19 protein-coding genes are annotated in these 25,293 nt (G+C 59.0%); 5 read left to right on the forward strand and 14 right to left on the reverse strand.

Annotated elements, in window-relative coordinates:
- Positions 1–11 precede the first annotated feature (11 nt).
- The 3 genes from IT585_02930 (at position 12) to selD (ending at position 5,333) form a co-directional block, all read left to right on the forward strand.
- Entirely contained in the window at positions 12–1,628 is a 1,617-nt protein-coding gene (locus tag IT585_02930) for a DUF362 domain-containing protein (protein MCC6962182.1), read from the forward strand.
- On the forward strand, positions 1,619–3,019 hold the full coding sequence (locus tag IT585_02935) for a phenylacetate--CoA ligase family protein (GenBank protein ID MCC6962183.1): 1,401 nt from the start codon (positions 1,619–1,621) through the stop codon (positions 3,017–3,019). Before IT585_02930 ends, IT585_02935 begins: the two co-directional genes overlap by 10 nt.
- 103 nt (positions 3,020–3,122) lie before the next feature.
- Complete coding sequence (gene selD / locus IT585_02940; protein MCC6962184.1) at positions 3,123–5,333, forward strand: selenide, water dikinase SelD; 2,211 nt, start codon at positions 3,123–3,125, stop codon at positions 5,331–5,333.
- 6 nt (positions 5,334–5,339) lie between these two features.
- On the opposite strand, the gene IT585_02945 is transcribed toward selD, so the two are convergent.
- Together IT585_02945 and IT585_02950 are read right to left on the reverse strand one after the other, a co-directional pair.
- The gene (locus tag IT585_02945) at positions 5,340–6,431 is read right to left on the reverse strand and encodes a hypothetical protein (protein ID MCC6962185.1); all 1,092 of its coding nucleotides are present in this window, start codon (positions 6,429–6,431) and stop codon (positions 5,340–5,342) included.
- 2 nt (positions 6,432–6,433) lie between these two features.
- Positions 6,434–7,894, reverse strand: coding sequence for a magnesium chelatase (locus IT585_02950; GenBank protein ID MCC6962186.1), 1,461 nt, complete (start codon positions 7,892–7,894; stop codon positions 6,434–6,436).
- Positions 7,895–8,139: 245 nt separating this feature from the next.
- On the opposite strand from IT585_02950, the gene glgP reads away from it, so the two are divergent.
- Positions 8,140–10,710, forward strand: a complete 2,571-nt coding sequence (gene glgP / locus IT585_02955) for an alpha-glucan family phosphorylase (GenBank protein MCC6962187.1) — start codon at positions 8,140–8,142, stop codon at positions 10,708–10,710.
- Positions 10,711–10,718: 8 nt separating this feature from the next.
- On the opposite strand, the gene IT585_02960 is transcribed toward glgP, so the two are convergent.
- The 12 genes from IT585_02960 to IT585_03015 all read right to left on the reverse strand — a co-directional run bounded on the left by IT585_02960 (position 10,719) and on the right by IT585_03015 (position 24,184).
- Positions 10,719–12,203, reverse strand: coding sequence for a M48 family metalloprotease (locus tag IT585_02960; GenBank protein MCC6962188.1), 1,485 nt, complete (start codon positions 12,201–12,203; stop codon positions 10,719–10,721).
- A gap of 95 nt (positions 12,204–12,298) precedes the next feature.
- The gene (locus IT585_02965; GenBank protein MCC6962189.1) at positions 12,299–13,507 is read right to left on the reverse strand and encodes a cation:proton antiporter; all 1,209 of its coding nucleotides are present in this window, start codon (positions 13,505–13,507) and stop codon (positions 12,299–12,301) included.
- An 87-nt stretch (positions 13,508–13,594) separates the two neighbouring features.
- Positions 13,595–15,079: a flotillin family protein gene (locus tag IT585_02970; protein MCC6962190.1), complete on the reverse strand. Its 1,485-nt coding sequence runs from the start codon at positions 15,077–15,079 to the stop codon at positions 13,595–13,597.
- A 20-nt stretch (positions 15,080–15,099) separates the two neighbouring features.
- Entirely contained in the window at positions 15,100–15,669 is a 570-nt protein-coding gene (locus IT585_02975) for an NfeD family protein (GenBank protein ID MCC6962191.1), read from the reverse strand.
- Between the two features lie 73 nt (positions 15,670–15,742).
- Positions 15,743–16,396: a protein-L-isoaspartate(D-aspartate) O-methyltransferase gene (locus IT585_02980; protein ID MCC6962192.1), complete on the reverse strand. Its 654-nt coding sequence runs from the start codon at positions 16,394–16,396 to the stop codon at positions 15,743–15,745.
- A gap of 154 nt (positions 16,397–16,550) precedes the next feature.
- Positions 16,551–18,065 carry an O-antigen ligase family protein gene (locus IT585_02985; protein MCC6962193.1) on the reverse strand — a complete coding sequence of 505 codons (1,515 nt, stop codon included), beginning with the start codon at positions 18,063–18,065 and terminating at the stop codon, positions 16,551–16,553.
- A complete protein-coding gene (locus IT585_02990) occupies positions 18,059–20,077 on the reverse strand; it encodes an alginate lyase family protein (GenBank protein ID MCC6962194.1) in 2,019 nt (672 codons plus the stop codon). Before IT585_02990 ends, IT585_02985 begins: the two co-directional genes overlap by 7 nt.
- A 23-nt stretch (positions 20,078–20,100) precedes the next feature.
- The gene (locus tag IT585_02995) at positions 20,101–20,850 is read right to left on the reverse strand and encodes an NTP transferase domain-containing protein (GenBank protein ID MCC6962195.1); all 750 of its coding nucleotides are present in this window, start codon (positions 20,848–20,850) and stop codon (positions 20,101–20,103) included.
- Positions 20,838–21,908 carry a hypothetical protein gene (locus tag IT585_03000; protein ID MCC6962196.1) on the reverse strand — a complete coding sequence of 357 codons (1,071 nt, stop codon included), beginning with the start codon at positions 21,906–21,908 and terminating at the stop codon, positions 20,838–20,840. Before IT585_03000 ends, IT585_02995 begins: the two co-directional genes overlap by 13 nt.
- Positions 21,909–22,081: 173 nt before the next feature.
- Positions 22,082–22,645 (reverse strand): phosphatase PAP2 family protein, encoded by a 564-nt coding sequence (locus IT585_03005; GenBank protein MCC6962197.1) that lies wholly within the window; start codon positions 22,643–22,645, stop codon positions 22,082–22,084.
- Positions 22,645–23,274, reverse strand: coding sequence for a YigZ family protein (locus IT585_03010; protein MCC6962198.1), 630 nt, complete (start codon positions 23,272–23,274; stop codon positions 22,645–22,647). The genes IT585_03005 and IT585_03010 overlap by 1 nt, the downstream gene beginning before the upstream one ends.
- Positions 23,275–23,299: 25 nt before the next feature.
- Positions 23,300–24,184, reverse strand: a complete 885-nt coding sequence (locus IT585_03015; protein ID MCC6962199.1) for a DNA-protecting protein DprA — start codon at positions 24,182–24,184, stop codon at positions 23,300–23,302.
- Positions 24,185–24,301: 117 nt separating this feature from the next.
- Here IT585_03015 and IT585_03020 point away from each other — a divergent pair, with 117 nt between their 5' ends.
- A complete protein-coding gene (locus IT585_03020; GenBank protein ID MCC6962200.1) occupies positions 24,302–25,291 on the forward strand; it encodes an adenosine kinase in 990 nt (329 codons plus the stop codon).
- Positions 25,292–25,293: the final 2 nt, after the last annotated feature.

Below are 25,293 nucleotides of genomic sequence, written 5' to 3' on the forward strand. Positions count from 1 at the left end.
GTCATAATTTATTGATATTGTGGGTCGACGAATACCATGACGACTTTCGCGCACACGGCTCATCCGGCGCCGGCTGTTTCATCGCGGGACTTGTAATATCCGTTCAACTGGGTACTTTCCCGGCAATGGAAGTCTTTGCCTATCACGATCGGGGCGCGACTTACCCGGAAGCGGCGCCGTTTCACCCGCAGGAGCTATACCCGGAAGCGCCGTTCGCCGAATTGGCAGCGGCTCCCAACGGTGCCTACGCGGCAGTCCGATCGTTGCTGGCGCTGAGTGGCTGGGACCGGTCCAATTTTGGGAGTGTGGACTGGAATCCGTTGCGCCAACTGGTGCGGCCGGGCGACCGGGTCTTGCTGAAACCGAATCTGATCAAGGAAACGCACCCGCGTCAGCCGGACGGCTGGAAGTGGATGCTGACGCATGGCGCGATCATTCGCGCGGTCGCTGACTATGTCGTCAAGGCACTGGATGGACGGGGCGAGATCATTGTCGCCGACGCCCCGCAGACCGACTCGTCCTTTGCGGCGGTGGTGCGTGTCCTTCAACTGGATCAGCTGGCGGCATTCTACCGGAGTAAGGGCGTGACCTTCCGGCTGATCGACCTGCGCAAATTTGAATGGGATGCCGTCGACGACGTGATCGTGGCGCGGCGGAACCTCGCGGGCGACCCGTTCGGCTACTTCACGGTCGACCTTGGCGCCGCCAGCCTGTTTTGCGGCCACCGCGGCGAGGGGAAGTACTATGGTGCCGACTATGACACGGCCGTAATCAATGCGCACCACAGCGGCCGACGGCATGAATACGTCATCGCCGGTTCGGCGATCACCTGCGATGTGTTCATCAACCTGCCGAAAATGAAGACGCACAAGAAGACCGGGGTGACGCTCAGTCTGAAGAACCTGGTCGGAATCAACGGCGACAAGAACTACTTGCCGCACTACACCGAGGGTACTCCGGAAACAGGCGGTGACCAGTTTCCGCGGTTGTCAGCGCGCAGTGAACTGGAACGCCGCGGCCTGCGTCGAATCCGCAGTTTAGCCCTCAGGTTTCCCGGCGTGGGTCCTCGGCTGTACCGCCATCTCAAACGGGTTGGCACGGGCGTCCTCGGGAGTAGTGAAGCGGTGATCCGCTCGGGAAACTGGCACGGCAACGATACCTGCTGGCGGATGTGCCTTGATCTTAACCGGGTCCTACTACACACGGATAAGGCCGGTCGGCTGAGCGAGCCGTCGCTGAATGGATGCCGGCGCTATCTGACGATTATTGACGGCCTGATTGCCGGCGACGGGGACGGCCCGGTGGATGTCGATGCGGTCGCCGCCGGCCTTCTGGTGATGGGGACGAATCCGGCAGAAACAGACGCTGCCGCAGCGCGACTGATGGGACTTGATCCCGGCCGGCTGCCGATGATCAGAGAGGCTTTCACGCTGGATCGATTCGCGCTTGCGGAAGGTAACTGGGAGGATGTGAACCTGCAGAGCAATGTTGCGGCATGGTCGCGGCGGCTGGCGGAGATCGACGCTGCCGAAACCCTGCACTTCCGTCCGCACTTCGGCTGGCGCGGTCATGTCGAATGGCAGCCACCGCGCGTGATCGAGCCGTCCGAATTGGGTCAGTGGCGATGATCGCGCGTGGACGGAAGTTGTATGAGCGCCTGGCTCTGCCATTGCAGCGGACGGTCAAAATCATTCCGTTCGCCTATCGCTTGGGCCGTGCCTATCGGGAAACGGCGCGCCTTCTGAGCGCAGCCGATCGCTGGGATGATCGACAGATTCGCGCGTATCAGCGCGAGCAACTCAATCAGCTCCTGGAGCTAGCGATCCGCCGCGTGCCGTACTATCGGCGTTATCAGCGATTGTTGGGGCGCGACCCCTTCGACGCCTTGCGCGAAATCGAGCCGGTCTCAAAGCAGCAGATGCAATCGGCACTCGACGACTTCATCCTGCCAGAATCGCTTCGTGCCCGGGCACATGTGACCTATACCGGCGGCAGCACCGGCCGACCGCTGACAATTCATCAGAATCATGACGCCGTCGAACGCGAATGGGCGTTCATCATGGCCTTGTGGCGGCGTGCCGGCTACCGACCCGGGGATCGCCGCGCGACCTTTCGCGGTGTTGAATTCCAATCCGGCAGCCGAGAGACTGTTCGTGAGAACCCGGTGTATAACGAATTGCTCCTCTCGCCATATCACTTGTCGGACGAGCATTTGGCTACCTACACGCAGGCGTTGGCCAAATTTCGGCCGCAATTCCTGCGTGGTTATCCCTCGGCGTTGGCGGTCTACGCGCGATTCCTGCAGAGCCGCGCCGGCAACGATCTGCCGCCGCTGAAGGCCGTGCTCTGCGGATCGGAAGGCTTGTTGCCCGGGCAGCGCGAGTTGATTGAAGCAGCATTCAAGGCGCGTGTTTACTCTTGGTATGGCATGACCGAGAAGGTCGTCCTGGCCGGCGAATGCGAAAACTCGAGTGTCTATCATGTCATGCCGGAGTATGGGATCACCGAAATCCTTGACAGCCGCGGCGAGTTGTTTGCACAGATTGGAACCTCCGGCGAAATCGTCGGAACCGGATTCCTGAATCGAGTGATGCCCTTCATCCGCTATCGCCTGGACGATTACGCGTCGATCACGGGAGACCACTGCCCGGCCTGCGGGCGCAGACATCTGCTTCTCAGTTCTGTGCAGGGCCATCGAGTGCAGGATGGATTGATCGGACGCTCCGGCGCCTTAATCTCGATGACGGCGTTGAATCTGCACGACGCCACATTCCAAGGCGTTCGGCAGTTTCAGTTTGTCCAGCGTGAGGTCGGCAGGGCAGAGGTGCTCCTGCGCATTGGCAGCGACTTCGATCCGGCGCGGCTAGCGGTGATTGCGCAGCGACTGGCAAACAAGACCGGCGGCGACGTTGCGTTCGAAGCCCGCGTCGTGGAGACTATCGATCAGACACAGATGGGTAAAGGTGTTTACTTGCGGCAATTGCTCCCTGTCGGCCGGACGGCCGGCTTAGAATCCTGATCTCCGGACTTGAAAAAACCGCGCGCATCAATTAGCCTTCACGCCGAAGGTCCGTTCAAGAAGCCGAGGAAACTCGGGAGAGGAATTCATTGTTGCAGAGGTTATGAGACACATTTACCTCGACTATAACGCAACCACGCCGATCCATCCGGCGGTGGCCGATGCCATGCAGCCGTTCCTGCGCGATCACTACGGCAATCCCTCCAGTGCGCACTGGTTCGGTGTCCAGACGCGGAAGGCCGTTGAAGCCGCTCGCGCGCAAGTGGCAGCACTGCTGCGTTGCCAGCCGGACGAAATCATCTTTACCTCCGGCGGTAGCGAGTCGGACAACTATGCCATCGCCGGTTACGCCCTCAAGAATCGCGGACGCGGTAATCACATCATCACCTCGCAAATCGAACATCCGGCCGTGCTTGAGGTGTGCCGTCACCTGGAGTCGCAGGGTTTTGATGTGACGTATCTGCCGGTCGATGCTGCTGGTCTGGTGGCTGTCGAGGATGTGCGGCGCAATCTGCGGCCGACGACGATTCTGATCTCGATCATGCAGGCCAACAACGAAGTGGGCACGATTCAGCCCTTGCGCGAAATCGCGGCGCTGGCGCACGATAGCGGGATCGTCGTGCACACCGACGCGGCGCAGGCCGTGGGAAAGATCCCGGTGACCGTGCCCGACTTGAGTGTTGACATGATCACCATCGCCGGGCACAAGCTGTATGCGCCCAAGGGCATTGGCGCGCTCTATGTGCGCCGCGGTCTTGATCTGCAACAACTGATTGTCGGCGCCGGTCATGAGCAGGGGCGGCGCGCCGGCACCGAAAACGTGCTGGAAATCGTCGGCTTGGGCGCCGCCTGCGCGCTGGTGGCGCGCGAGATGGACAACCGCGCGCCGGAAATGCGGCGGTTGCGCGATCTGTTGCAGGAATCGCTGCTGGCGCGCATTCCCCAGGCTCGCGTCAATGGGCATGGCGAACGGCGACTGCCGAACACGCTGTCCGTTTCGTTCCCCGGCATCGAGGCCAACACAATCATTGCGGAATTGGAGACGGTCGCCTGCTCTCCGGGTGCGGCATGTCATTCCGACAAGGTGATGATGTCGCACGTGCTGGAAGCGATGCAGGTGCCGGTGGAGTATGCGATGGGGACGATTCGTTTCTCAGTGGGCTACATGACCAGCGAGGCGGAAGTCGTCGAAGCGGTCGAATCGATTGTAGCTACCATCGACCGGTTGCAGCCGCAAAGCCCGGCAGCAGCTATTGTGACGTCCGGCGTTGACAGCGATATCCGGCTCACGAAATTCACGCATGGTCTCGGCTGCGCCTGCAAACTGCGGCCGCAGGCGTTGGAGCGGATTCTCGCCGATCTGCCGCGCCCGCACGATGCGCGCGTGCTGGTTGGCGCCGAGTCGTCCGATGATGCGGCGGTCTTTCAGTTGCGCGATGACCTGGCGGTCGTGCAGACCGTTGATTTCTTCACCCCGATCGTCGATGACCCCTATCACTTCGGCGCCATCGCCGCGGCGAACTCCCTTTCCGATATCTACGCGATGGGCGGCGAGCCGCTGTTTGCGCTCAGCGTGGTTGGATTTCCCTCAAATCGTTTGCCGATGTCGGTGCTGCAGCAAATCCTGCGTGGCGCTGCCGACAAGGCGGCTGAGGCCGGCATCAGCATCATTGGCGGCCATACCGTTGACGATACCGAGCCCAAGTACGGATTGGCCGTCACCGGCGTCGTTCACCCGGAGCGGATTCTGACGAATAATCGCGCGCGCGTCGGTGACAAGCTGATCCTGACGAAACCGATTGGAACGGGCATCATCGCGACGGCCATCAAACGGCAGTTGGCTGGAGCCGATATCACCCGGCGCGTTATCGACCTGATGAGTACGCTCAATCGAGCCGCGGCGAAAGTGCTTGTTGCATTCAATGTCTCCGCGGTTACCGACGTCACCGGATTCGGTCTTCTGGGGCATCTGAAAGAAATGACGGTGGGGAGCAAGGTCAATGCGAGACTTGTGGCGTCCGCGGTGCCGATTCTCAAGGAGGCCGTCGAGTACGCGGTGGCCGGGACAATTCCGGGCGGAACCGAGAACAATCTCGATTATGTCCAACCTTATGTGGACTGGGGGGCGGGCATCGCGAACATCACCAGGATCGTGCTCGCTGACGCTCAGACCTCGGGTGGCCTATTGATCGCGGTGGAGCCAACGCAGGCTGGCCGGTTGGTCAATGAACTGCAGGCCGCCGGCGTCGACGCTGCCGCCGTCATCGGTACGATCGTCGAGCCGGGTGCCGGCAAAATCTTCGTGACTCCTTAGATCGCGTTATGCCGACCGGCGGCGGTGTTTGAGAAAATCCCAAAAGATGTAATCGCCGAGATTATCGGCGGAGGCGAAGTAGGCGCGGCCGCGATTCAGCTCCGTCAGCTTGCGGACGAACTGCTGCAGGTAGGGGTCATCGGTGATCATAAACGTGGTGATTGCGATGCCTTTCTTACGGCAGACAATCGCTTCATCGAGCGTGCGATTCACGACTACCGGATCAAGCCCGAACGGGTTCTTGTAGATTGAACCGTCGGTCCGCGTGATCATCGAAGGCTTGCCGTCGGTAATCATGAAGATTTGCTTATTGGCGCTCTTGCGGCGCAGGAGAATCTGCCGCGCCATCAAGAGCCCGGCCTTGGTGTTCGTGTGATAGGGGCCGACGCCAATATAGGGCAGGTCTTTGATCTGGACGCGCTGGGCGAAATCGCCAAAGAGCACGATATCCAGCGTGTCCTTCGGGAAGCGCGTCAGGATCATTTCGGTAAAGGCCATTGCCACCTGCTTGGCCGGTGTGATCCGATCCTCGCCGTAGAGAATCATCGAGTGCGAAATGTCGATCAACAGCACCGTCGAGCAGTTGGTCGCCTGCTCGGTCTCGAACACCTCCAGATCATCTTCCTCCATATTGAAGTTTAGTGACGCTGTGCGAGTGATGCTGTTCAGCAGGGAATTCTGGAAGTCGATATTGCGCAGGTTGTCGCCGAAGTTGAATCGGCGGCGCTCGGGCAGGACCTCTTCGGTGTTACCGCCCTCCTTGGCGAAAAGATGATTGCCGCCGCGCGAGGACTTCAGGTGCTCAAAAATCCGCTGGAACGCATCCTGGCGCAGCGAACGCTCGCCTTTACGGGTGAGTTTCATGCCGGCCGGATCGACCGAGATGATGTTCTGGTCCTCAAGCTGTTGGCGAAACTCGTCCAGATTCGCGCCTTCCGGCAGGTAACCCATACGCTTCAACTGCTCCATGATCTGCATTGCCATCTTGACGTTGCCGTTGACCTGCAGCAGGATGTGGTTGAAGATCGACATCAGGTCGCGCATTTGCCGCAGCTGCTGCAGCAGCGCGTCGTCCCAGCGCGAATAGAAGAAGCGCACGGTTAGTCCCTCAGCATGTTTTCGAGCATATCGACGTAAACGAAGCGATTATCGGGGGACTCCTTCGCGATCAAGTTGTGGCGGTGCAGCCCTTCCAGGATGAACTCCATCGCCAGCAGGACGCCGCGTTCATCGTTGGTCTTGTAGTAACGTTTGGCGATCTCCTTGAGGCCGACGATCTGCATCAGGGCCTCGCGGTAAGTTTTGTAGGTCTGTTCGTCGGAGATCTCCAGACGCTTGCCGGCGGAAAAGAAATCGGTCACGGCCTCGTACACATTCTCCTGCGGGCGGCTGTCGACGTTCGGCTTGGCCGGCCGTGGTTCCGGAAACCGCTGACGGAAGACATTCTTAGTCGCTTCGCCGATCAGGCTCATCGCCACCATGTTCGGGCCCTCGAGTTCACCCTCGTACACCAGCTCCACCTTGCCGACGATCGACGCGACCGCGGCATACAGGTCGCAGATACGCGGGAAGAAATCGTCGTCCTGGTTGATTGCCGCGCGGCGTTCAACGTTTGAGATCAGATTCTCATAGGCCGAGATCGTCAGGCGCGCCGAGACTCCCGAGGTCTGATCCACGTGCTCGCTCTTGCGTGCCTCGAAAGCGATCTCTTCGATGATGTCATGAATCAGATCAGGCACTTCGACCTGGTGATCGCGTTTGTGCCAGGCTTCCTGCAGCGTGATCGCCTTCGCGGCAGCCATGTCCTGCGGATAGTGCGTGTTGATCTGGGACGCGATCCGGTCCTTGAGCGGAGTGATGATATTGCCGCGATTGGTATAGTCTTCCGGATTTGCGGTGAACGCCAGCATCATGTCGAGCGGCAGGCGGATCGGGAAGCCGCGAATCTGAAAATCGTTTTCTTCCAGGATATTCAGCAGCGCTACCTGAATTCGTGGCTGCAGGTCGGGAAGCTCATTGATGGCAAAAATACCGCGATTGGTGCGGGGAATAATACCCCAGTGAATAACGTTCTCGTCAGACAGATCGAGCCGCTCTTTGACCGCCTTGATCGGGTCAAGATCGCCGATCAGGTCGGCGACCGAAACGTCGGGTGTCGCCAGTTTCTCGTGGTAGCGTTCCTCCCGCGTGAGCCAGCCGATTTCCAGATCGTTGCCGGCTTCAGCGACCAGACGCTTGGAGGCGGCGGTGATGGGATTGTAGGGATCCTCGTTGAGCGGACTCCCTTTGATCACCGGAACCCGTTCATCAAGGAAGTTGGTCAATTGTCGCAGAATGCGCGTCTTGGCCTGACCGCGCAGGCCCAGAAGCAAAACGTCGTGACGCGACAAGATCGCATTCTCCAGTTGCGGAATGACCGAGCGATCGTAGCCGATGATGCCGGGCCAGCGCCGACGTCCGGCGCGAATCTGCTCCAGCAGGTTTGCCCGCATCTCGTCCTTGGTACTGCGCGCAACGTATTTGCTCGCCTGCAGCGCGCCCAGAGTTTGTGGTAATTTCATATCGCCTTTCTCATTGACTCCTATCAAGGATTATACGCAGATGGTCAATCAATCATGGTTAGCATAGAGTCGATTTGGCGATTTTGTCACGCATAAGTAGATTGTTTTGGTCTTGGAACACCGATATTGAATGGATCAACCCTTGAAAATCTCCCGGCCAATGATTAGGTTGCAATTGACCCGGCCCGATTCGGTCATGGGAGTGCAGAATCCGACGGTCCGGTCGATAATGACAAGGAAGTCAAATGGTTAAGGCGCTAAGATACATCCAGGTTGAACCAGTCCTGCCTGAGGGATTAAAGCCCCTTCGCGACATCGCTTACAATCTATACTGGTGCTGGAACCATGAGGCGATTCAGCTCCTGCGTCGCATCGACTATAAGCTTTGGGAAGAGTCGGGGCATAACCCGGTTCGCCTGCTGTCGATGATCCCGCAGCCAAAGCTGGAGAAGCTGGAGCGCGATGCCGCCTTCCGGGCACACCTGGAAAGTGTGGCACGCGAGTTCAGCGTTTACATGAATGGCGACACCTGGTTTGGCGAACAGCATTTCCGTGCCGACAAACCGGAGATCGCCTATTTTTCGGCCGAATACGGGCTGACCGAGTCGCTGCCGATTTACTCCGGCGGTCTCGGTGTGCTGGCCGGCGATCATCTCAAGTCGGCCAGCGATCTGGGCCTGCCCTTGGTCGGCGTCGGCTTATTGTATCAGCGCGGCTATTTCCAGCAGTACCTCAATGCCGACGGCTGGCAGGGCGAATACTATCCGGAACTCGATTTCTCGATGCTGCCGCTGACCGAGGTCACCGACAAGAACGGCGATCCGCTGTTTGTTACACTCGACATCGTTGGCCGCAAGGTCTCGATCAAGGTGTGGCGCATCCAGGTCGGCCGCGTACCGCTGCTGCTGCTCGACACCAACCTGGCGCAGAATGCCATCGAAGACCGCGACATCACCAGCGAGCTGTACGGTGGCGACACCGAAATGCGAATCAAGCAGGAGATGGTACTCGGCATCGGCGGCGTGCGTGCTCTCGAAAGTGCCGGCTTGTCGCCTTCGGTCTACCACATGAATGAAGGCCACAGCGCGTTCTTGGCGATCGACCGCATCCGCCGTCGCATGCAACTGGATCACTTGAGTTTCAATGAAGCTGCGATGTTGGTCAAGCAGTCGACGATCTTCACGACGCACACGCCGGTACCGGCCGGCATCGACCGGTTCCCGCGCGATCTGATTGATCGCTACTTGCGGCCGTATTACTCCGAACTCGGGTTGAGTCCGAACGAGTTTTTTGCGTTCGGCAGTCCCGTCGGCGGCTACGCCAGCAACGAATTCAATATGGCGCATCTGGCGATGAATTCATCCTCGCACATCAACGGCGTGAGCAAGCTCCATGCGGAAGTGTCGCGCAAGATGTGGCAAAACTCCTGGCCGGGCGTGCCGCTGAATGAGGTACCGATCGATTCAATCACCAACGGCATTCATACCCGCTCCTGGATCTCGCAAGAAATTGCCGACTTGTACGGCCGCTACCTGGGTCTCGACTGGATGGACAAACCGGCGGATCACTCCTGCTGGAGCAATGTCGACGATATCCTCGACAGCGAGCTGTGGCGGACCCACGAACTCCGACGCGAGAAGATGATTTCCTTGATTCGGCAGCGGCTCAAAGAGCAGTATCAACGCCGGGGGGCCTCGCCGCGCGAACTGAAAGTTGTCAGTGAGGTGCTCAACTCCGAGCTGCTCACGGTCGGATTTGCCCGCCGATTCGCCTCCTACAAGCGCGGGGCACTCTTGTTCCGCGACATGGACCGACTGAAACGAATCGTCAACGATACCAAGCACCCGGTGCAATTCGTCTTCGCCGGTAAAGCCCATCCGCGCGACAATATCGGCAAGGAACTGATCAAGACCATCGTCCACACAATTCGCGATCCGCAACTGCGCGACCGGGTGGTCTTCCTTGAGAATTACGACCTGGCGATGGCGCGCTATCTGGTTCAGGGCGTCGACGTCTGGCTCAATACACCGCGACGGCCGATGGAAGCCTCCGGCACCAGCGGCATGAAGGTGGTCTTTAACGGCGGCCTCAACGTCAGCGTGTTGGACGGTTGGTGGGTCGAAGGTTATCGCGCCGACGTCGGTTGGGCCATTGGCTCCGGCGAGGAGTACGAAAACCACGACTATCAGGATGAGATCGAGGCCAACGCGCTGTACGATATTCTCGAGAAGGAAGTCGCGCCGACGTTCTACGATCGCGGCCGCGATGGCATTCCGCGCGAGTGGGTGGCCAAGATGAAGCGGTCGATCAAGCTCTTGAACCCGATGTTCAATTCCAACCGCATGGTGCAGGAGTACGCCGACAAATTCTATATGAGTGCATTTCGCCAGTTCCGCATCCTCGAGAATGACAATTACGCCGAGCTGCGCTCGCTGGCATCGTGGTACAAGCACCTCAAAGACCGCTGGGCGGACATCCGCATCCTGGAACTCAGTTCCGAAACGCCCTCAAAGGTTAGTGTCGCGACCCCGGTCTCGATTACGGCCCGAATTTTCATCGGCGAGTTCAAGCCCGACGACCTCAAGGTCGAACTCTACATTGGCCGGTTGTCACAGCGCGGCGAAATCGCTGATGCCCTGACCTTTGAAATGGACCCGGACGGCAGCGCCCAGGCGGGTGTCTACACCTACCGCTGCCACACCCCGCTCACAACGAGCGGTCGCTTCGGTTATTCCGTGCGGGTCTTGCCGGGACATCGGAGCGCCGTTCATCGCCATGAATTCGGCCTCATCACCTGGGCCAACGGTGACGTGTAAGCCGGCCGCTACGGCAGGATCTCTCCCACCACATTCTTGATCTTGTTGCCTTTGACGAAACGTGTGTTTTCGTCGCAACGGTTGATCAACATCAGCGTGGCCAATGGCACGGGCGACGGGAATTTCTTATTGAAATCCACGATGGTCATCGGCTCCGTCAGCGTGACAATTTTGATCCGCCACGGCTGAACGGCCAGGACCTTGGCATCGGTCAGCTTGGCGAAGCTCCGCACCGACGCGGTCACCGTCTGATCATTTTTCTGCCAGTTTTCCGCCACGCCGTAACCGAGAACTTGGAAGACATTACCTTCGTACGAGTAGAAATATGCCACGCCGCGCAGCGCGCCGTCCGCTGTCTGCGCAGAAAACTGCCCCCAGGCGGCGGGAATGCCGTTGAGGTTGCCGGTTTGGGTACCGCTGACCGCTAGTCCCTCTTGGGCGAAGAATTGATTGGCGGCGGCTGTCTGCGAAGTCGCGTTGGAAAGCGTGATTTGGATCATTGCATCCTTCTCGGCGTTGATGCCGATGACGCCCTGCACCTGATTGGCGGTTGTCCAACCGGTCGGAAACTCGAACCGGAATTTGAAGTCGGGATGCAGGAAGACATTCTCTCGGAAGTAGCCGTGGCGCGGATTATCGCCGAAAACGATGCCGTCGATCCTGGCCAGCAAGGCATCGCGGCCGACAACACTCTTGGACAGATCGGTGGAGATCGTGTCGACGTGCGAGCGGATCACGGTGGCGCGATTCCCCGGATTCGGGTGGGTCGAGAGCCACTCCGGAATGCCGCTGCCGCCGGATGCCTGGGTCACACCATCCAGCATCTCCATGACACCAACCAATTGGCGCGGGTCGTGCTGCGTTCGCTGCATATAGCGCAGCCCCAGATAATCGGCCTCCGTCTCGTCGTCGCGACCGTACTTGAGAAAAAGCAATCCCAGCCCTTGGCTCGCAAGTCCGGCGAATTTCTCCAGCCGCGGTTCCAGAATTGTCCCGACGCCCAGTCCGATTGAGGCAACCTGCTGTTTGCTCATCTGCTCAACGGAGTGTTTGCCGGTGACATGACCGATTTCGTGGCCGATGACGCCCGTCAGCTCGGCTTCGCTGTTAAGGTGTGCCAGGATGCCGCGCGTAACGTAGATGAATCCGCCCGGAAGTGCGAAGGCATTCACCATCGGGTCGTCCACGACCTTGAAACTCCAGGGCAGATTGGGGCGCTCGGATTGCGCGGCCATCTGCAGACCGAGATTGCTGACGTATGTCTGCAGGGCCGAGTCCGGATAAAGTCCCATCTGCGCGGAAATCTCCGCATCGGCTTGCTGCCCGATTGCCACCTCGCGCGCCTCACTGATGAGGTTGAATTGACGCTTGCCGGTCGCCAGATTGGTGGCGCAGCCGTTAAGCAACAAGCAACCGATGAAGGCCGCAAGAATCGCTGCCCCAAGGAACCACAGGCGCCCGACACGGTCTGTGCGAAATCGTGGATGCTCCATGACTTAATCCTCCACTGACAAAGTCTGCAGGATCGGGATCGGGGGTCGACTTGACCCATGACCTCAACTGGTACAATGGTAGCCGCGGTCGGGCTTCAAGTCAAATCGCTTTTGGAAGTTGTAGCTGCCTCCGATTCGGCTAACTCCACTTCCAACGGCAAACCATAGGCGCCGCGCGGGGCATGCAGAATGAAACCCGGCAGCAGCGTGTTGACGAGTGTGTAGACAATCAGCCCGCCAAAGACATAACCGGGAACCTCGTACACGTCGCGCAGGATACCCGCGATGACCAGCGTGAAGACCAGCGTCGGCAGCAGGGCGGCGCCGACGCGCAGGCCGCCCTTCAGCGGCTCGGCAACGACGATCCGCATTAGTCCGGCGACCCAGAGTACGCGCAACGGCGCCATGATAGCGAAGATGGTCAATCCTACGGCAAACGACGCCGGCAGGAAGTCACTCCGTTCGAGGTGCAGACCGGCATGGAAGAAGTAGAACGGTACGAAGAACGACGCGAACACTTCGACCGCGTGCAGCATCTGCTCCGAGGCTATTGACGCCAACTCGGTGCGAAATCGCTGGGCCGCGATTCCCGCCACGAAGGCGCCGACCAGGTAATACACGCCCAGTTCGCGAGTGACGAACGCGCACAGCACGGCGGTCATGACCAGGAAGGCGAATTCCGAATTGGGTGCGTAGGGAAGCACAAGGCGCGCAAACGCTTTGAAGAGCAGCGGCAAGAGGGCGATCATCAGCACGAGAACTCCCAGCGAGATCGAGAACCGTGGCAACGATGCCGATTGCAAAATGCCGAAGAGCACCGCCAACGCCACGATTTCGTTGGCCACCACCATCGTGCGTGCCCACCGTCCCTCGTTCGGGGTCATGCCGAACGAAGAGAGCGAATTGAGAATGAACCCGGCCGACGGCGTCAGCACCGCCAGCGCCACCAACAGCGCCGGACGCAAAGGTAGATCAAATGCCAGCATCGCAACCCAACCCGCCAGCGCCAACCCGGCAAGATTGGCGCCGATGTAGGCCGCCACGGTTGGCAAGCGGCTTTTGAGTTCGGCAAAGTCGATCTCCAATCCGGCAAACAAGAATAGAGCGACAATGCCGAACGTTGACAGCAGCCCGATCGTGGGGTCGTTATGGAAGAGCGAAAGCCCCATTCCGGCGCCGGCACCCAGCATGACACAGGTGATCGCCGACGGCAGCCGAAAACGCTGCAAAATCTTGGGCACGACAAAGAGTGCAAATAACGCCGCAATATAGAGCAGTTCCGGTTTCTGTATCAGTTCTTTCATGCTGCGGTCCTCTCCGGTTCAGCCTATCGTGAAGAAGGCCTGGGAAAACGTGCCTCCCAGGCCTCCCGGCAATCGCCTGAAATCGACTTATGGGCGCTCCGACGGCTCGATCTTTACTTCCGCCGTCCCGCGTTCCGTCATGCCCGGAATCTTACGCAGAATCTCTTCGAGCTTCAGCCCCGTGAGCGACTCAACGACGGGCGGCAACTGCGCGATAATCTTGGTGATATCGCCGGTTATCTTGGACGCACCGCCGCCGTCTCCGCCCGAGTTGATGATGACGATCTTCTCCGTTCGCGCCAGCGGCTCGGAAATCGCGCGTGCAATATCCGGCAACTTGTCTATCAGCATCTGCACAATGGCGGCCTCGTTGTAGTGCCTCCACGCATCCGCCTTGGCTGACATGGCCTCCGCCGTCGAAAGTCCCTGCGCCTTGATGACATCCGCTTCAGCCACGCCGCGCGCCTTGTTGGCTTCGGCTTCTGCCAGACCGATCGCGCGCGTAGCTTCCGCCTGACCTTCCGCCGTCTCCTGAAGCCGGAATTTCTCGGCCGCCGCTCCCTGTTCGACTTTGAAGCGATCCGCTTCCGCCGGCCGCTTGACCAGCGCTTCCAGTTCGTTCTGTTTGCGCTCAATCTCCTTGTTCTGGATCTCAATCTGCTTGGTTTTCTCGACCAACACGATTTCCATCTCTTCGCGCTTGACGTTCTGGCTGGTCTTGTTCTTCTGCAGCTCGTAGGCCAGATCGGCATCAGCCTTCTTCAGATTCACCGACGCCTCGTATTCGGCGACCTTCATCTTGTAATCGCGATCAGCTTCGGCAACCTTGGTATCCGCCAGCAGCTTGGCGATCTGTCCTTCGCGGAAGGCGTCGGCCGACTTGATCGTGGCGTCACGATTGGCTTCCGCCTCGCCGACGATTGCGTCTTTCTTGACCCGCGCGATCTGCGGCTTGCCCAGGGCCTCGAGATAACCTTGTTTGTCGCGGATATCGCGGATCGTGAACGAAACTACGACCAGACCCATGTTCGCCATGTCGGCGGCGGCGACTTCCTGTACCTTTTGGGCAAACGCGTCGCGATTGGAGTAAATCTCTTCAACGGTCAGCGTACCCAGGATCGCGCGCAGGTGGCCTTCCATCGTTTGCAGCGCGATGTTCATGATTTCTTGTTTGCCCTTGGAAAGGAACTGCTCGGCAGCGGTACGAATGCTGACATCGTCGCCGCGCACCTTGACCTGCGCCACGCCGTCCACAATCACCGGCACGCCGTGCATCGTGTAGACCTCCGGCGTATTGACATCGAGCGTAAACAATTCCAACGATAGTCGGTCGACGCGCTCAAAGACCGGCAGCACGAACGTACCGCCACCCTTGACGATGCGAAAACCGATCGTCGCTTTGACACCGGCGGCGTCCTGCACCTTGTGGCGAATACCCGAAACGATCAGCACCTCATTGGGGCCGACCTTGGTATAGCGCCGCGCGATGATGACGAAAAAGAGAATGAGGACAAAGACGCCGGCAAAGACGGCAAATACCCAACTGGCACTAACATCAAAACCCGTTTCCATATATCGATCCCTTCTCTCCTTTAGTCGGGCTCAACGATGCAAAGATTTCCGACGACCTTGATGATCTTGACCGGCATGTGACTTTCAATCCGGCGGCCGTCGTGCGAACGCGCCATCGAGGTGTAGCGCGTGCCTTTCTGAACATAGGCGATTTCACCGGTGTGCGTCCCCTCGAGCGGCGTCAAAACTTCCGCCGTCAGGCCGATCAACTCGGCCATCGTCGCCTCCGACGAACCCTGGGTGTGGCGATAGAGCGTGCGGAAGATGTAGTAGGTCCCGATCGCTGATGCAAACGCCGCCAGCGTAGCAATCGATACGGCCGGCAAAGCCGTCAGTTGCGCGGCCCGCACGCAGACCAGTCCAACTGCGCCGAAGACGGTGACGAAAACGGCCATCACTGCCGGTGACAGCGGCGAGAAGTGCAGCTCGCCGCCAACCGGCGAGTGCTCGCCCGTCACGTCAACATGGTCGCCAACCGAAGCGCCATCGCCGTGGCCGGAGAAGATGCCGGAGAAAATCGCCGATAGCAGGGCGTAAATGAGCCCGGCCAACATGCAGAGGAAAAAGAAACTGCTTAAGGTAAAACTCATGGAATGGGAACCCCTCCCGATAGATGCTTGGGGTTAAATTGGCGGAAGGGCCGGAAAGAAGCAAGCAAAAAGGCTAATCGCCGCGGGCCTCGCCGGTCATCGGCACAAACCGCACCGGGATTATGGCCTGATTGATCGTTCCCTGCTCGGATTTCGTGATCTGCATCAACTCCTGATTGCGATCGCCGACCGGGATAATCAGCCGGCCGCCGACCTTGAGCTGGTCGACCAACGGCTGCGGAATATGGTCGGGCGCGGCGGTCACTACGATTGCGTCAAACGGCGCATGCTCTGGCCAGCCGCGATAGCCGTCGCCGCACCTCACCGCGATCTTGCGGTAGCCCAGTAGCTTCAGCGTGCTGTCGGCCCGGTGACATAGCGGCTCAACGATTTCAATGCTGAAAACAGAATCCGCTATCTCTGCCAATATGGCCGCCTGATACCCGGAACCAGTGCCGATTTCCAACACTTTCGCAGCGGAATCGACGCGTGCCAACTGCGTCATAATGGCCACAATGTATGGTTGCGAGATCGTCTGGCCGAAGCCAATTGGCAGCGGGCCGTCAATATAGGCGTCGGCACGCTGATCCGGAGGCACAAATTCATGGCGAGGAACACGCCGCATGGCGTTCAAAACCGCTGAACTGACGATGTCGCGACTGGCCAGTTGCTTTTCGACCATGACCTGGCGCTGATGATAGAATGAATCGGATTTCTGCTCATCCATCTTCGATTGGCATCCCGGTTGAGATAAACAAATCAGCAAAATCACCAGCAACGCGTTGCGCCTGAAGCGCTGGCAAGACGCCGCCACCCAGGAATTGTCCGGAGTCCAGCTCTGCACTCCTGTTTCCTTCGACAATCAGCTTGATAATGGAAACTTACGGCGCGAAGGTTGTCGAGGCAACACGTTTCTTGGCGGCCGCCCGCAGCAAGGCATAACCGATGGCCAGCATGAAAAGATAGTAAAACGATGGCCGATCACCGAAGCTGAAGTATTGCAGCGTCATACCGAGGACGCCGCCACCGATACCGACAAGATAGGGGTAGATCGCCTGCCCGCGAGCGCTTGCGATTCCTTGCAGCAACTTCACAAAGAAGTGCACGATCAGTGCGGAGAAGGCGAGAAACCCGAGCACGCCGGTCTCAACCAGCGCATTGAGAAAGATCGAGTGCGCGGACAGCAGCGTTGGGATTCCGACCGCCGCCGCACCAAACGCTCCATAGTTGCCGATACCGACTCCGAGCAGCGGATATTCTTTGAAGGTAGACCAGAGCGCGGACAAATAGGTGACCCGCGGGTCCGATTCCAGACGCGCGGCGTCGAGGCGAATCGAAATCAACTCCCAGACGTTCAGGTCAAATCGGAAGAACCCCACGACAGTCATTGCCGAGCCCACGACGACCAGAGCCAACCCGGCCAGGGCGGCGTACTTCACTATTCGTCGTTTGGGCGAGAAGACGGCGACGAACAACATCGCCGCCAGCATGGCGATCCAGCCGGATCGGGACATCGTGAGAAACAACGTCGCCGATCCAAATGCCGCCAGCAGCGACACACCCGGCAGGCGCCAGCGCTCCGGCAGTTTACGCCGATAGATGAATAGTGTCAGCGCCAGTGGTAAGATCGAAACCAGAAAGTGCGAAAAATGCAGCGACTCGCGAAATGTCGCGCGCGGAGCAAAATCCGTGACCAGCGCGGAATAGTAACGTGTCTCGCCGTAGAGGTATGCCTGATCCGCGGCCGCGCCGAACGCCTGGGTGAAGTCCTTGCCGGGAAGGTCAAGCGGCACTGCCAGTGACTGCCAACAGCCGAGCAGCGCCAGGGCGGCAGCGACCGCCAAATACACCTGCAGCGACTTCAAAGCGGTGTGCTCATCGGGATTGTACTGGAGCACCAAGGCGAAGAAGCACACGTTGAGTGCCAGGAGGACAACTTGAACGAATGGGCGCAGTCCCGAAGCGCGCAGTGCCATCGCTGCCGACGTGTCCACCTGAGGCGGCGCCACGAAGAATGCAAATAACAACGAGAGCGTCGCTATCAGGAGGTAGACCAGGTAGATTCTTACGGGGGCCGTGTCGAAGCGCAGTGGTTGTCGCATCACGAGCAGGAGCAGCAATTGCAAACCCAACAGCAGATAGCATGGCAGGATCGAGAATCCAGCCTCCAGAACGAAGGTCGCCTCCAGCGGCAGGGCAACGAGCATCACCCAGTACACCGCCTGAGGCCGCCGCGTAACAGCGATTGCGGCAAGGATCGTCGCAGTGAGTAGGCACGCGATCAGGAGCAGGTTTGACTGGGGCAACAGCCAGGTAATCAGAACTGTGGCGAGACCGGCAAGCGTGAGGAACTTCGCGGTTGACGCCGTCAGGGCAGTTCGAAGATGGTCTACCATCCCACGAAATCCCGTGCCTGCTGGACAATCGTGTCAACTGAAGAGAGTTCGCTGGAGGTCAATGGGATGATCGCATACAGCCTCGTGCAGGGCAGCTCGGCCCGCTGCCATTGTGTCAAGCGCATCGCCGGGTATCTAACCCCGTAAGCGGGCGAAATCCAGTCCGTGAGTAAATTGAACCCGCTCTCATGCAGGAGTTCAGCGAACAATAACGGAGTGAACTGAGGCGACGGTCGCAACAACACGCGATTCTGAGCCAAAGTCTCCACGGCCATTCGATCCAAATGAAAATTGAACTCCGCCTTATGCTCGCCCCGACCCAGGAGTTCGTCACGGATCAGGATTACCACCGGGTGCTTAAGCAGCAACACAGCGCGTCGGTGCCTGACCGGCTGGTCGAGTCGCTCATAGCAATTGTGCTCCGCCACCGCCAAATCGAATTTGTCGGTGGATTGCCAGTGGGTAATCTGCGGGCGGCCATCGGGACGAAGATGAAAAAGCAGCCCCGGCACCATGCGATTCTGTTCCTGGTCGTCAATCATGACCGTGTTATGCGCCCGCGTTGAACGAAACTGATTCCGGGCCTCGGCATCGGCCGTATAGACGAAGCTGCCAGGGTCAACAAACACTGGAAACCCGTCATACTCCAGACTGAAACTCAACAGATCGTTGTGCTTGTGATTGCCCAGGCCGGCCGTGCCGACTTCGTTGTTGAAGAAGTTGAGAACCACTCCTGGTGCCCTCATCTGACACATCCCGGCTTTCACGAAGCCGACCGAACTCCAGGTCGATGCGACAGCAGCCGCATGGCGGCGACTGGTGGAACTGGAGCGTATGAACGCTTCTTCTGGTGTCGGAGTGAACCCGGGCAACTGCAATTCGGGATCGTGACCGCAAGCCAGACTCAGCAAGTCGCGATAATCGCGCGAGCCGCGCCACAGAAGTCGAAATACGCGACCATCGTCATTGTCGCCAAACGGCTCAACCGTGCCGTCTGCCCGCGTAAAGCGTGCCAGATTCGCGATCATCTGGCGCAGACGTTCAGCATAGCCAGTTGAGAACGGTCGACCGCATCTTTCGCTCAAGATCAGTGCATAGAAGAACATCTCGGTAACAAGACCGTGATAAGGCAGGGAGGACTCATAATCGATCCCGTCAGTCGTAACCTGCGACTGCAGTTCTTGCTCGAGTTCGCGATGTGCCAGATCGAACCAGTCGTGCGCCGCCGGGACATCCCGGAACATCCACCCGAGATAGAGCAGCCCGACCAGGTCGGCAAGGTAGTGATTCGTGTTGAACCCCGATCCGATCTTCTCCAAATTTTCACGAATTGCGCGACCGCCTTTGTAAAGTTCGAGCGTCAGTCGCTGCCGAAAGCGCTCGCCAAAATCATTCCTTGCAGCAAACGACTGATACGCGGCCAGCCAGTTTAGGCAGCGTAACGCAATATCCATCGGACAAGACCAATTGACCGTCTGTCCGTACTCGTTGGCCTCGATCCACGAGTTGACCTGAGTCTCAAAAGCGGCAGCAAATGCCGGATCGCCTTCGGCCAGATAGAGGATTGCCATCGGCAAGAAGTGCTGGCAACGCGATAGTTCCCAGGGGACCTTGACATCCGAATCGTCGTTGAGATCGACTATTCGCTGGAGCCGGTAGTCGCGGGTTGCCCAACGCTTGCCGCTCTTGAAATCGCGCGACCAGTCGATCGGCCGACCGGCATCCACCCAGCCCGAGCCCAGCAGATTAAAGCGATGCTGCAACGCCTGGCGTGCTACTAACTCGGCACGGGCGAAATCCTCCGGCATCGTGCGCGACAAGTTCTTGGCCATCGATGAGTCGATCAGCCCGGGGAATATCGGGGGAAATCGTTCAAGCGAGCCTGCGGCGGTTGAACCGAGCTCAGCCAGAAACTGCTCGTCGGTCGGCTTGGGTGTCGGGATCATGGCCTGCACAATCTTGAGCTTGCGTCTGACCTTGTATCCGATGCGCTTGATGACCGCAGTTTCCATAGGGCGTGCTCTTGCGACTCCGATTATGGCGAGGCAATTCCGGTTGAAGTTGATGCGACCAAAGGTTGCGTCGGTAACAGCCGGTCGGCATGAGTATCCATGACGTCGGCAGCGGAAAGGTAGTCTTCGGTACGCCCGATATCGAGCCAGAGGCCGCGATGCGAGTAGGCCTTGACGCGACGCTCCAGTGTCAGCAGCGACTGAACCAAGTCGGGGAAGTCACAGCGCACACCGGCCGGAATCAATTCCAGTACCGACGGTGAGAAGGCGTAAACGCCCATGCTCACCTTGTGCGAGTAGCTTGGTTTCTCCAGATAGTGGGTGACCGATGCTTGCGCGTCAGTCTCGAGAACGCCCAGATCGATATTGATCTGCTTCTCGAAAACGGCGATCGAAAGCTCCGCGCGGCTGTCAAGATGTGATTGATAGAACCGACGATAGTCGAGATCAGTCAGGATATCGCCGTTCATCACCAGGAGCGGACGGTCAAAATCGGTCAGGTTTGCCAGCGGCCCGGCCGTACCGAGCGGCCGATCCTCACGCAGGTAATCGATGCGGACATCCCAGGTCGCACCGTCGCCGAAGTAGGCCTCGATAAGTTGATGGAGGTAGCCGACGGCAAAGGTGACTTCGGTGAAGCCGTAATACCGCAATTGCCGGACAATCGTTTCCGCAATCGGGTAATTGCCGACCGGCATCAACGGCTTGGGCAGGATCGTCGTATATGGCCGCAAGCGAGTACCGGTACCGCCCGCCAAGATCACGGCTCGCATGATTCCGCCTTTCGGCGCAGGCGCAGACGCTGGCTGACTCCGCTGATCTGACGGCGCCAATCATTCCGCAATTGCCGCAAGTCATTGGCCTCTTCCGGTGTCATCACTCGATGCATATAATCGCGGCCGAGGATGAAACCGCAGCTCAAGAGCAGCGCAGCGATGGCGGCCTGCAAAGTATTGACCAGTCTCTGCGGACCAGACTTGACCTCTGGTACCGACGGAAAGTCGAGGGTGGCCACAACCGGTTTCTTACGCTTCGCTTCGATCGTGGCCATCTCGAGTTGCTGGCTGAGCAGGGCATACACTTGGCCGATTTCCGTGACTTTTCTGGTCAGCCGTTCGTGCTCAAGTTGCAGGTCCGGAGCGGAGGCAATGTAGTAATTGCGATTTTGCTCGCGGAACGCCAGCAACGAATCTTCAGCCGCCTGCAGGCGCCGCTCGGCGTCACGCAACCGCGACTCAACGAAGGCGCGGCTCTCATCCAGGCGCGCGAAGCGTTCACTGGAGCAGAATGCATCCAACTGCCGGATGTACTCGGCCGCGGTGAATTGAGCAAATTCCGGATCGGTCCACTCAAAAGTCAACGAGATCATTCCCGACTGTTTGTCCTTGCCGACTGACGTTGTCTCAGTCAACTTCTTGAGAGCTTCGACGGGATCGTCAGAAAACACGCCTCCGATTGTCGTCGCTTCCATCTTGGCCGCGAGCGCATCCGGCAACTGGGCGTGAAGCACGCGCTTGCGAACGACGTCGGATCGCAGCATCTCCGGGAAAAGCTTCGACGAAGCCGTCGGATCGGGGTCATTATTCATCATTTCCAGACCCGGAATCGCACTGGCGAGATTGCCCAGTGCTTGCGCTGGATTGGTGGATCCGGTGGGCAGCAAGGTGCCGGTGGACCTGTAATAATTCGGTAACAACAGATTGACGCTCAACGTTGCCAGCGTCATCACCGTCGTGAAGGTCAAAATGAACTTGCTGTGCTTACTCAGCAGCCGAAGGACACCGGTGATCTCCGGTCGGCGTGTTGTCTCTTTCGTCAAGAGTCGATCCATGAGCCTCCATGCTCCGTCATGCAAATAGCAAGCCTGATGCCGGAAAGCAGTCCCGAGTTAGTCGATTGACAGACAACAGGTTAGATGGGCTCGGAATTCGGTTCGATCTTTGAAGATGACGTTTGACGGAATTTATTTCCGCTCAGCCGGACAACACTATCCTGCTCAAGGAATTAAGTGTGGGCTCTCATCGCCGGGTAGCGCCGTGCCGCTTGCCGCCACAGCCAATAGACAAACGAGCCGCAGAGGACACCCACCGACGCGCCAACAACAACGTCGAACGGGTAGTGCACCCCGACCGCGATGCGCGAGTAGCTGACAATCGCGGCGAATCCGAACAGGTACCACCGTGCCCGCGGATACAGCGCGCCAAGAAACATCGCCTGCCCGAAAGTATTGGCGGCGTGGGATGAAGGGAACGATAATCCCTGCGAGCAATTCACGAGGAGATGAACACCCGCGACCACGTGACAGGGTCGTGCACGCTCGACCAGCGGTTTAATCAGCTGCGCCGAAACCTGATCCGAGATCGCGACGGCAATGATGCATCCCACGGCGGCCAGGCGACCGCGCGTCTTGCCGAAAATGACCAACGCTGATACAATCGCCAGCAGTATCCCTCGCAAGATCCACTCATTGGTTGCCGCCGGCATCAAGAGATCGCAGACGGGATTGGCAAGATTCCGGTTGATCATGAGGAACAACTCGGTGTCGATTTGCTGAAGTTGCTCCAGCATCAGTCGAGCTCCTCGTCTTCGATCGCCTCGACGACCACGCGACCGCTCGATCGCTCGATCAGAGCCGTTCGCAGCTGTTTGAATTGCGATCGGCGAATGCGCGCATAAACGACCACATCGTCGGTGTAGTCGGTGCGTGCCGGCTTGATTCGAAGTTCAGCGAGGGCGTGCATAACGACCGATGTCTCGTCGTGGCCAAAGCGGAGACAGAATCGTTGCTCGATCAGGCGCTCGACGATCACAGCCGTCGCCAAGACTTGATCAGCAGCCTGCCGGTAAGCCCGCGCCAGCCCGCCGGTACCGAGCTTGACGCCGCCGAAGTAGCGCGTCACTACAACCAGAGTATTAGTGACATTCCCTGAGTTAAGGGCATCTAAAATCGGCCGTCCGGCCGTACCGCTTGGCTCGCCGTCATCGGAAGAGCGCGTCTCAGCCTTCTCGTCGTCGATGCCGACGCGGTAGGCGAAGCAGTTGTGTGTGGCATCGTGATACCGGCGGCGGATCGTATCATACGCCGCCTCGGCGGCGTTCCGTGTCGCGATCGGGACCGCTGTACCAATGAATCGCGAGCGCTCAATCTTGAACTCCGCTTGCGCCTGCTCCTTGATCGTGCGATAAGTGTCTTGCACAGATTCCGCCGGGTTGGAGATTCCGCTACACCATGTAGCGAATCACCATCTTCCAGTCGTCAGGATCTTTCAGGTGTACCGCCCCCAGTTCGTTTGTTGCCGCCCCGTCCAGATTGGGGTTGAAGCAGGTGAATAGCGACTTGCCCTGCTTCAACGTCTCCCTGATCGCGCTGGCCGTGCCGCCGGTTCCGGAAGTGATCTCGACGACTATCACCGAACGGGCCAGGCCGACGATGATGCGATTGCGCGACAGCAACCGGCCGACATCAACTGCACTCTCCGGCGGATACTCCGAACAAATCAAGCCGTTAGTGACAATGTTGTCGGCCAGACTCTGATGCTCCGGCGGATAAATGTCTTCAATCCCGCATCCCAGGACGGCAATGGTCTTGCCTTCGGACTTGAGCGCCCCCAGATGCGCTGCCGCATCGATGCCGCGCGCCAAACCCGACACGACGACCGTGCCGGTCTCGGCGATGAGCGAGCCGAGCCGGACGCCTTCGGCAATCGCCTCTGCCGAAGCCTCGTGGCTGCCGACGATGGCCACGCAATTGTCACGGCAGACTTCCAGGCTGCCGCGAAAATAGAGCAACGGCGGCGGATCGTTGATCTCCAGCAGCGCCGGCGGATACGTGCTGCCGACAACTGTCGTCAGGTAGATTTCGTTGTCGGCGTAGTCGGCGAGCCGGTGCCGGATCAAGTCGGAATTGTCGATCGACAGCCGGATCAAGTCCTCCTTTTCCGGCGTCATCCGCGGCAAGTCGGCGATCTCGCCCGGCGCGCTCGCAAAGATGTTCTCAACCGTATCGAAGCGCGTAATCAACTGCTGCAGCGTGCGCGGACCTACGTTCGCATACTCGCGCAATGCGACGATCGCAATGTCAGTGTCGCTGTATTCCATCGGCCTCATCGACTCTACCTCGGACGCAAGGTAGCCGTGGTTTCGTGCCGCGTCAAGCATTCATCGCAAACCCCTCGCGGTGAAAAGGGCTTGCCCGATCTAAACGTGGACGTTATTTATCGACTCATGATAGCCGGAAACAACAGGGCCGGGAAGCGGTACGACGTCTACGGCATCGGCAATGCGTTGGTGGACTACATCTCCTTTGTCGACGACCAGTTCCTGATTGACAAGAGCATTGGCAAGGGCATCATGACCTTGGTCGGCAAGTCGGCGCATGAAACGCTGGAAGGTCTGCGCGCCCACGAAGTCAAGCGCTGCAGCGGCGGTTCGGCGGCCAATACGATTACTGGTCTGGCCGCCTTGGGCGGTCGGGGTTGCTATTCCGGCAAAGTCGGAAATGACGAACTCGGCCGATTCTATCGCGAGGACCTGACTCAGGCCGGTATTGACTTTTACGTCGAGCCCGACACGCTGCCGACCGGGTCGTGCGTCAGCTTCGTGACTCCGGACGCCGAGCGCTCGATGCTGACCTTCCTCGGCGCATCGACTTATCTCACTGATGCGGACATTCACCTGGAGGCGCTTGCGCAGTCGCAATTCCTCTACCTCGAGGGCTATCTCTGGGATTCGCCCAAAGCGCGTAGTGCGGCGGTCCGGGCGTTGGACGCGGCCAAACGTTCCGATGTCCAGATCGCCTTCTCCTTCTCAGATGCCTGGCTGGTGGGGCGCTTTCGCGACGATTTCGTACGCTTGATTGGAGAATACGTCGACGTGCTGTTTCTGAACGCGCGTGAATCGGAGGAGATCACCGGATTTCAGGATCCGCAGATGGCGGCACGGCAGATCGCCTCGCGCGTACCCTCGATTTGCCTGACCTGCGGCGCTTCCGGCGCGATTACGGTTGCCGACGGCCATCTGCGAATGACGCCGGCCCTGCCGGTGACCAAAGTCGTCGACACGACTGGCGCCGGTGATCTCTATGCGGCAGGAGTACTGCGAGGATTGACTTCGGGGTTTGATTTAGTCACCTCATCAATGATTGGCGCACGGGCGGCGGCCGCGATTGTGGCCAAAGTCGGGGCGCGTCTCGATCGGGACGATCTTCGCGGTTAGTC

The organism is Candidatus Zixiibacteriota bacterium (genome assembly GCA_020853795.1).
Lineage (GTDB): Bacteria > Zixibacteria > MSB-5A5 > CAIYYT01 > CAIYYT01 > JADJGC01.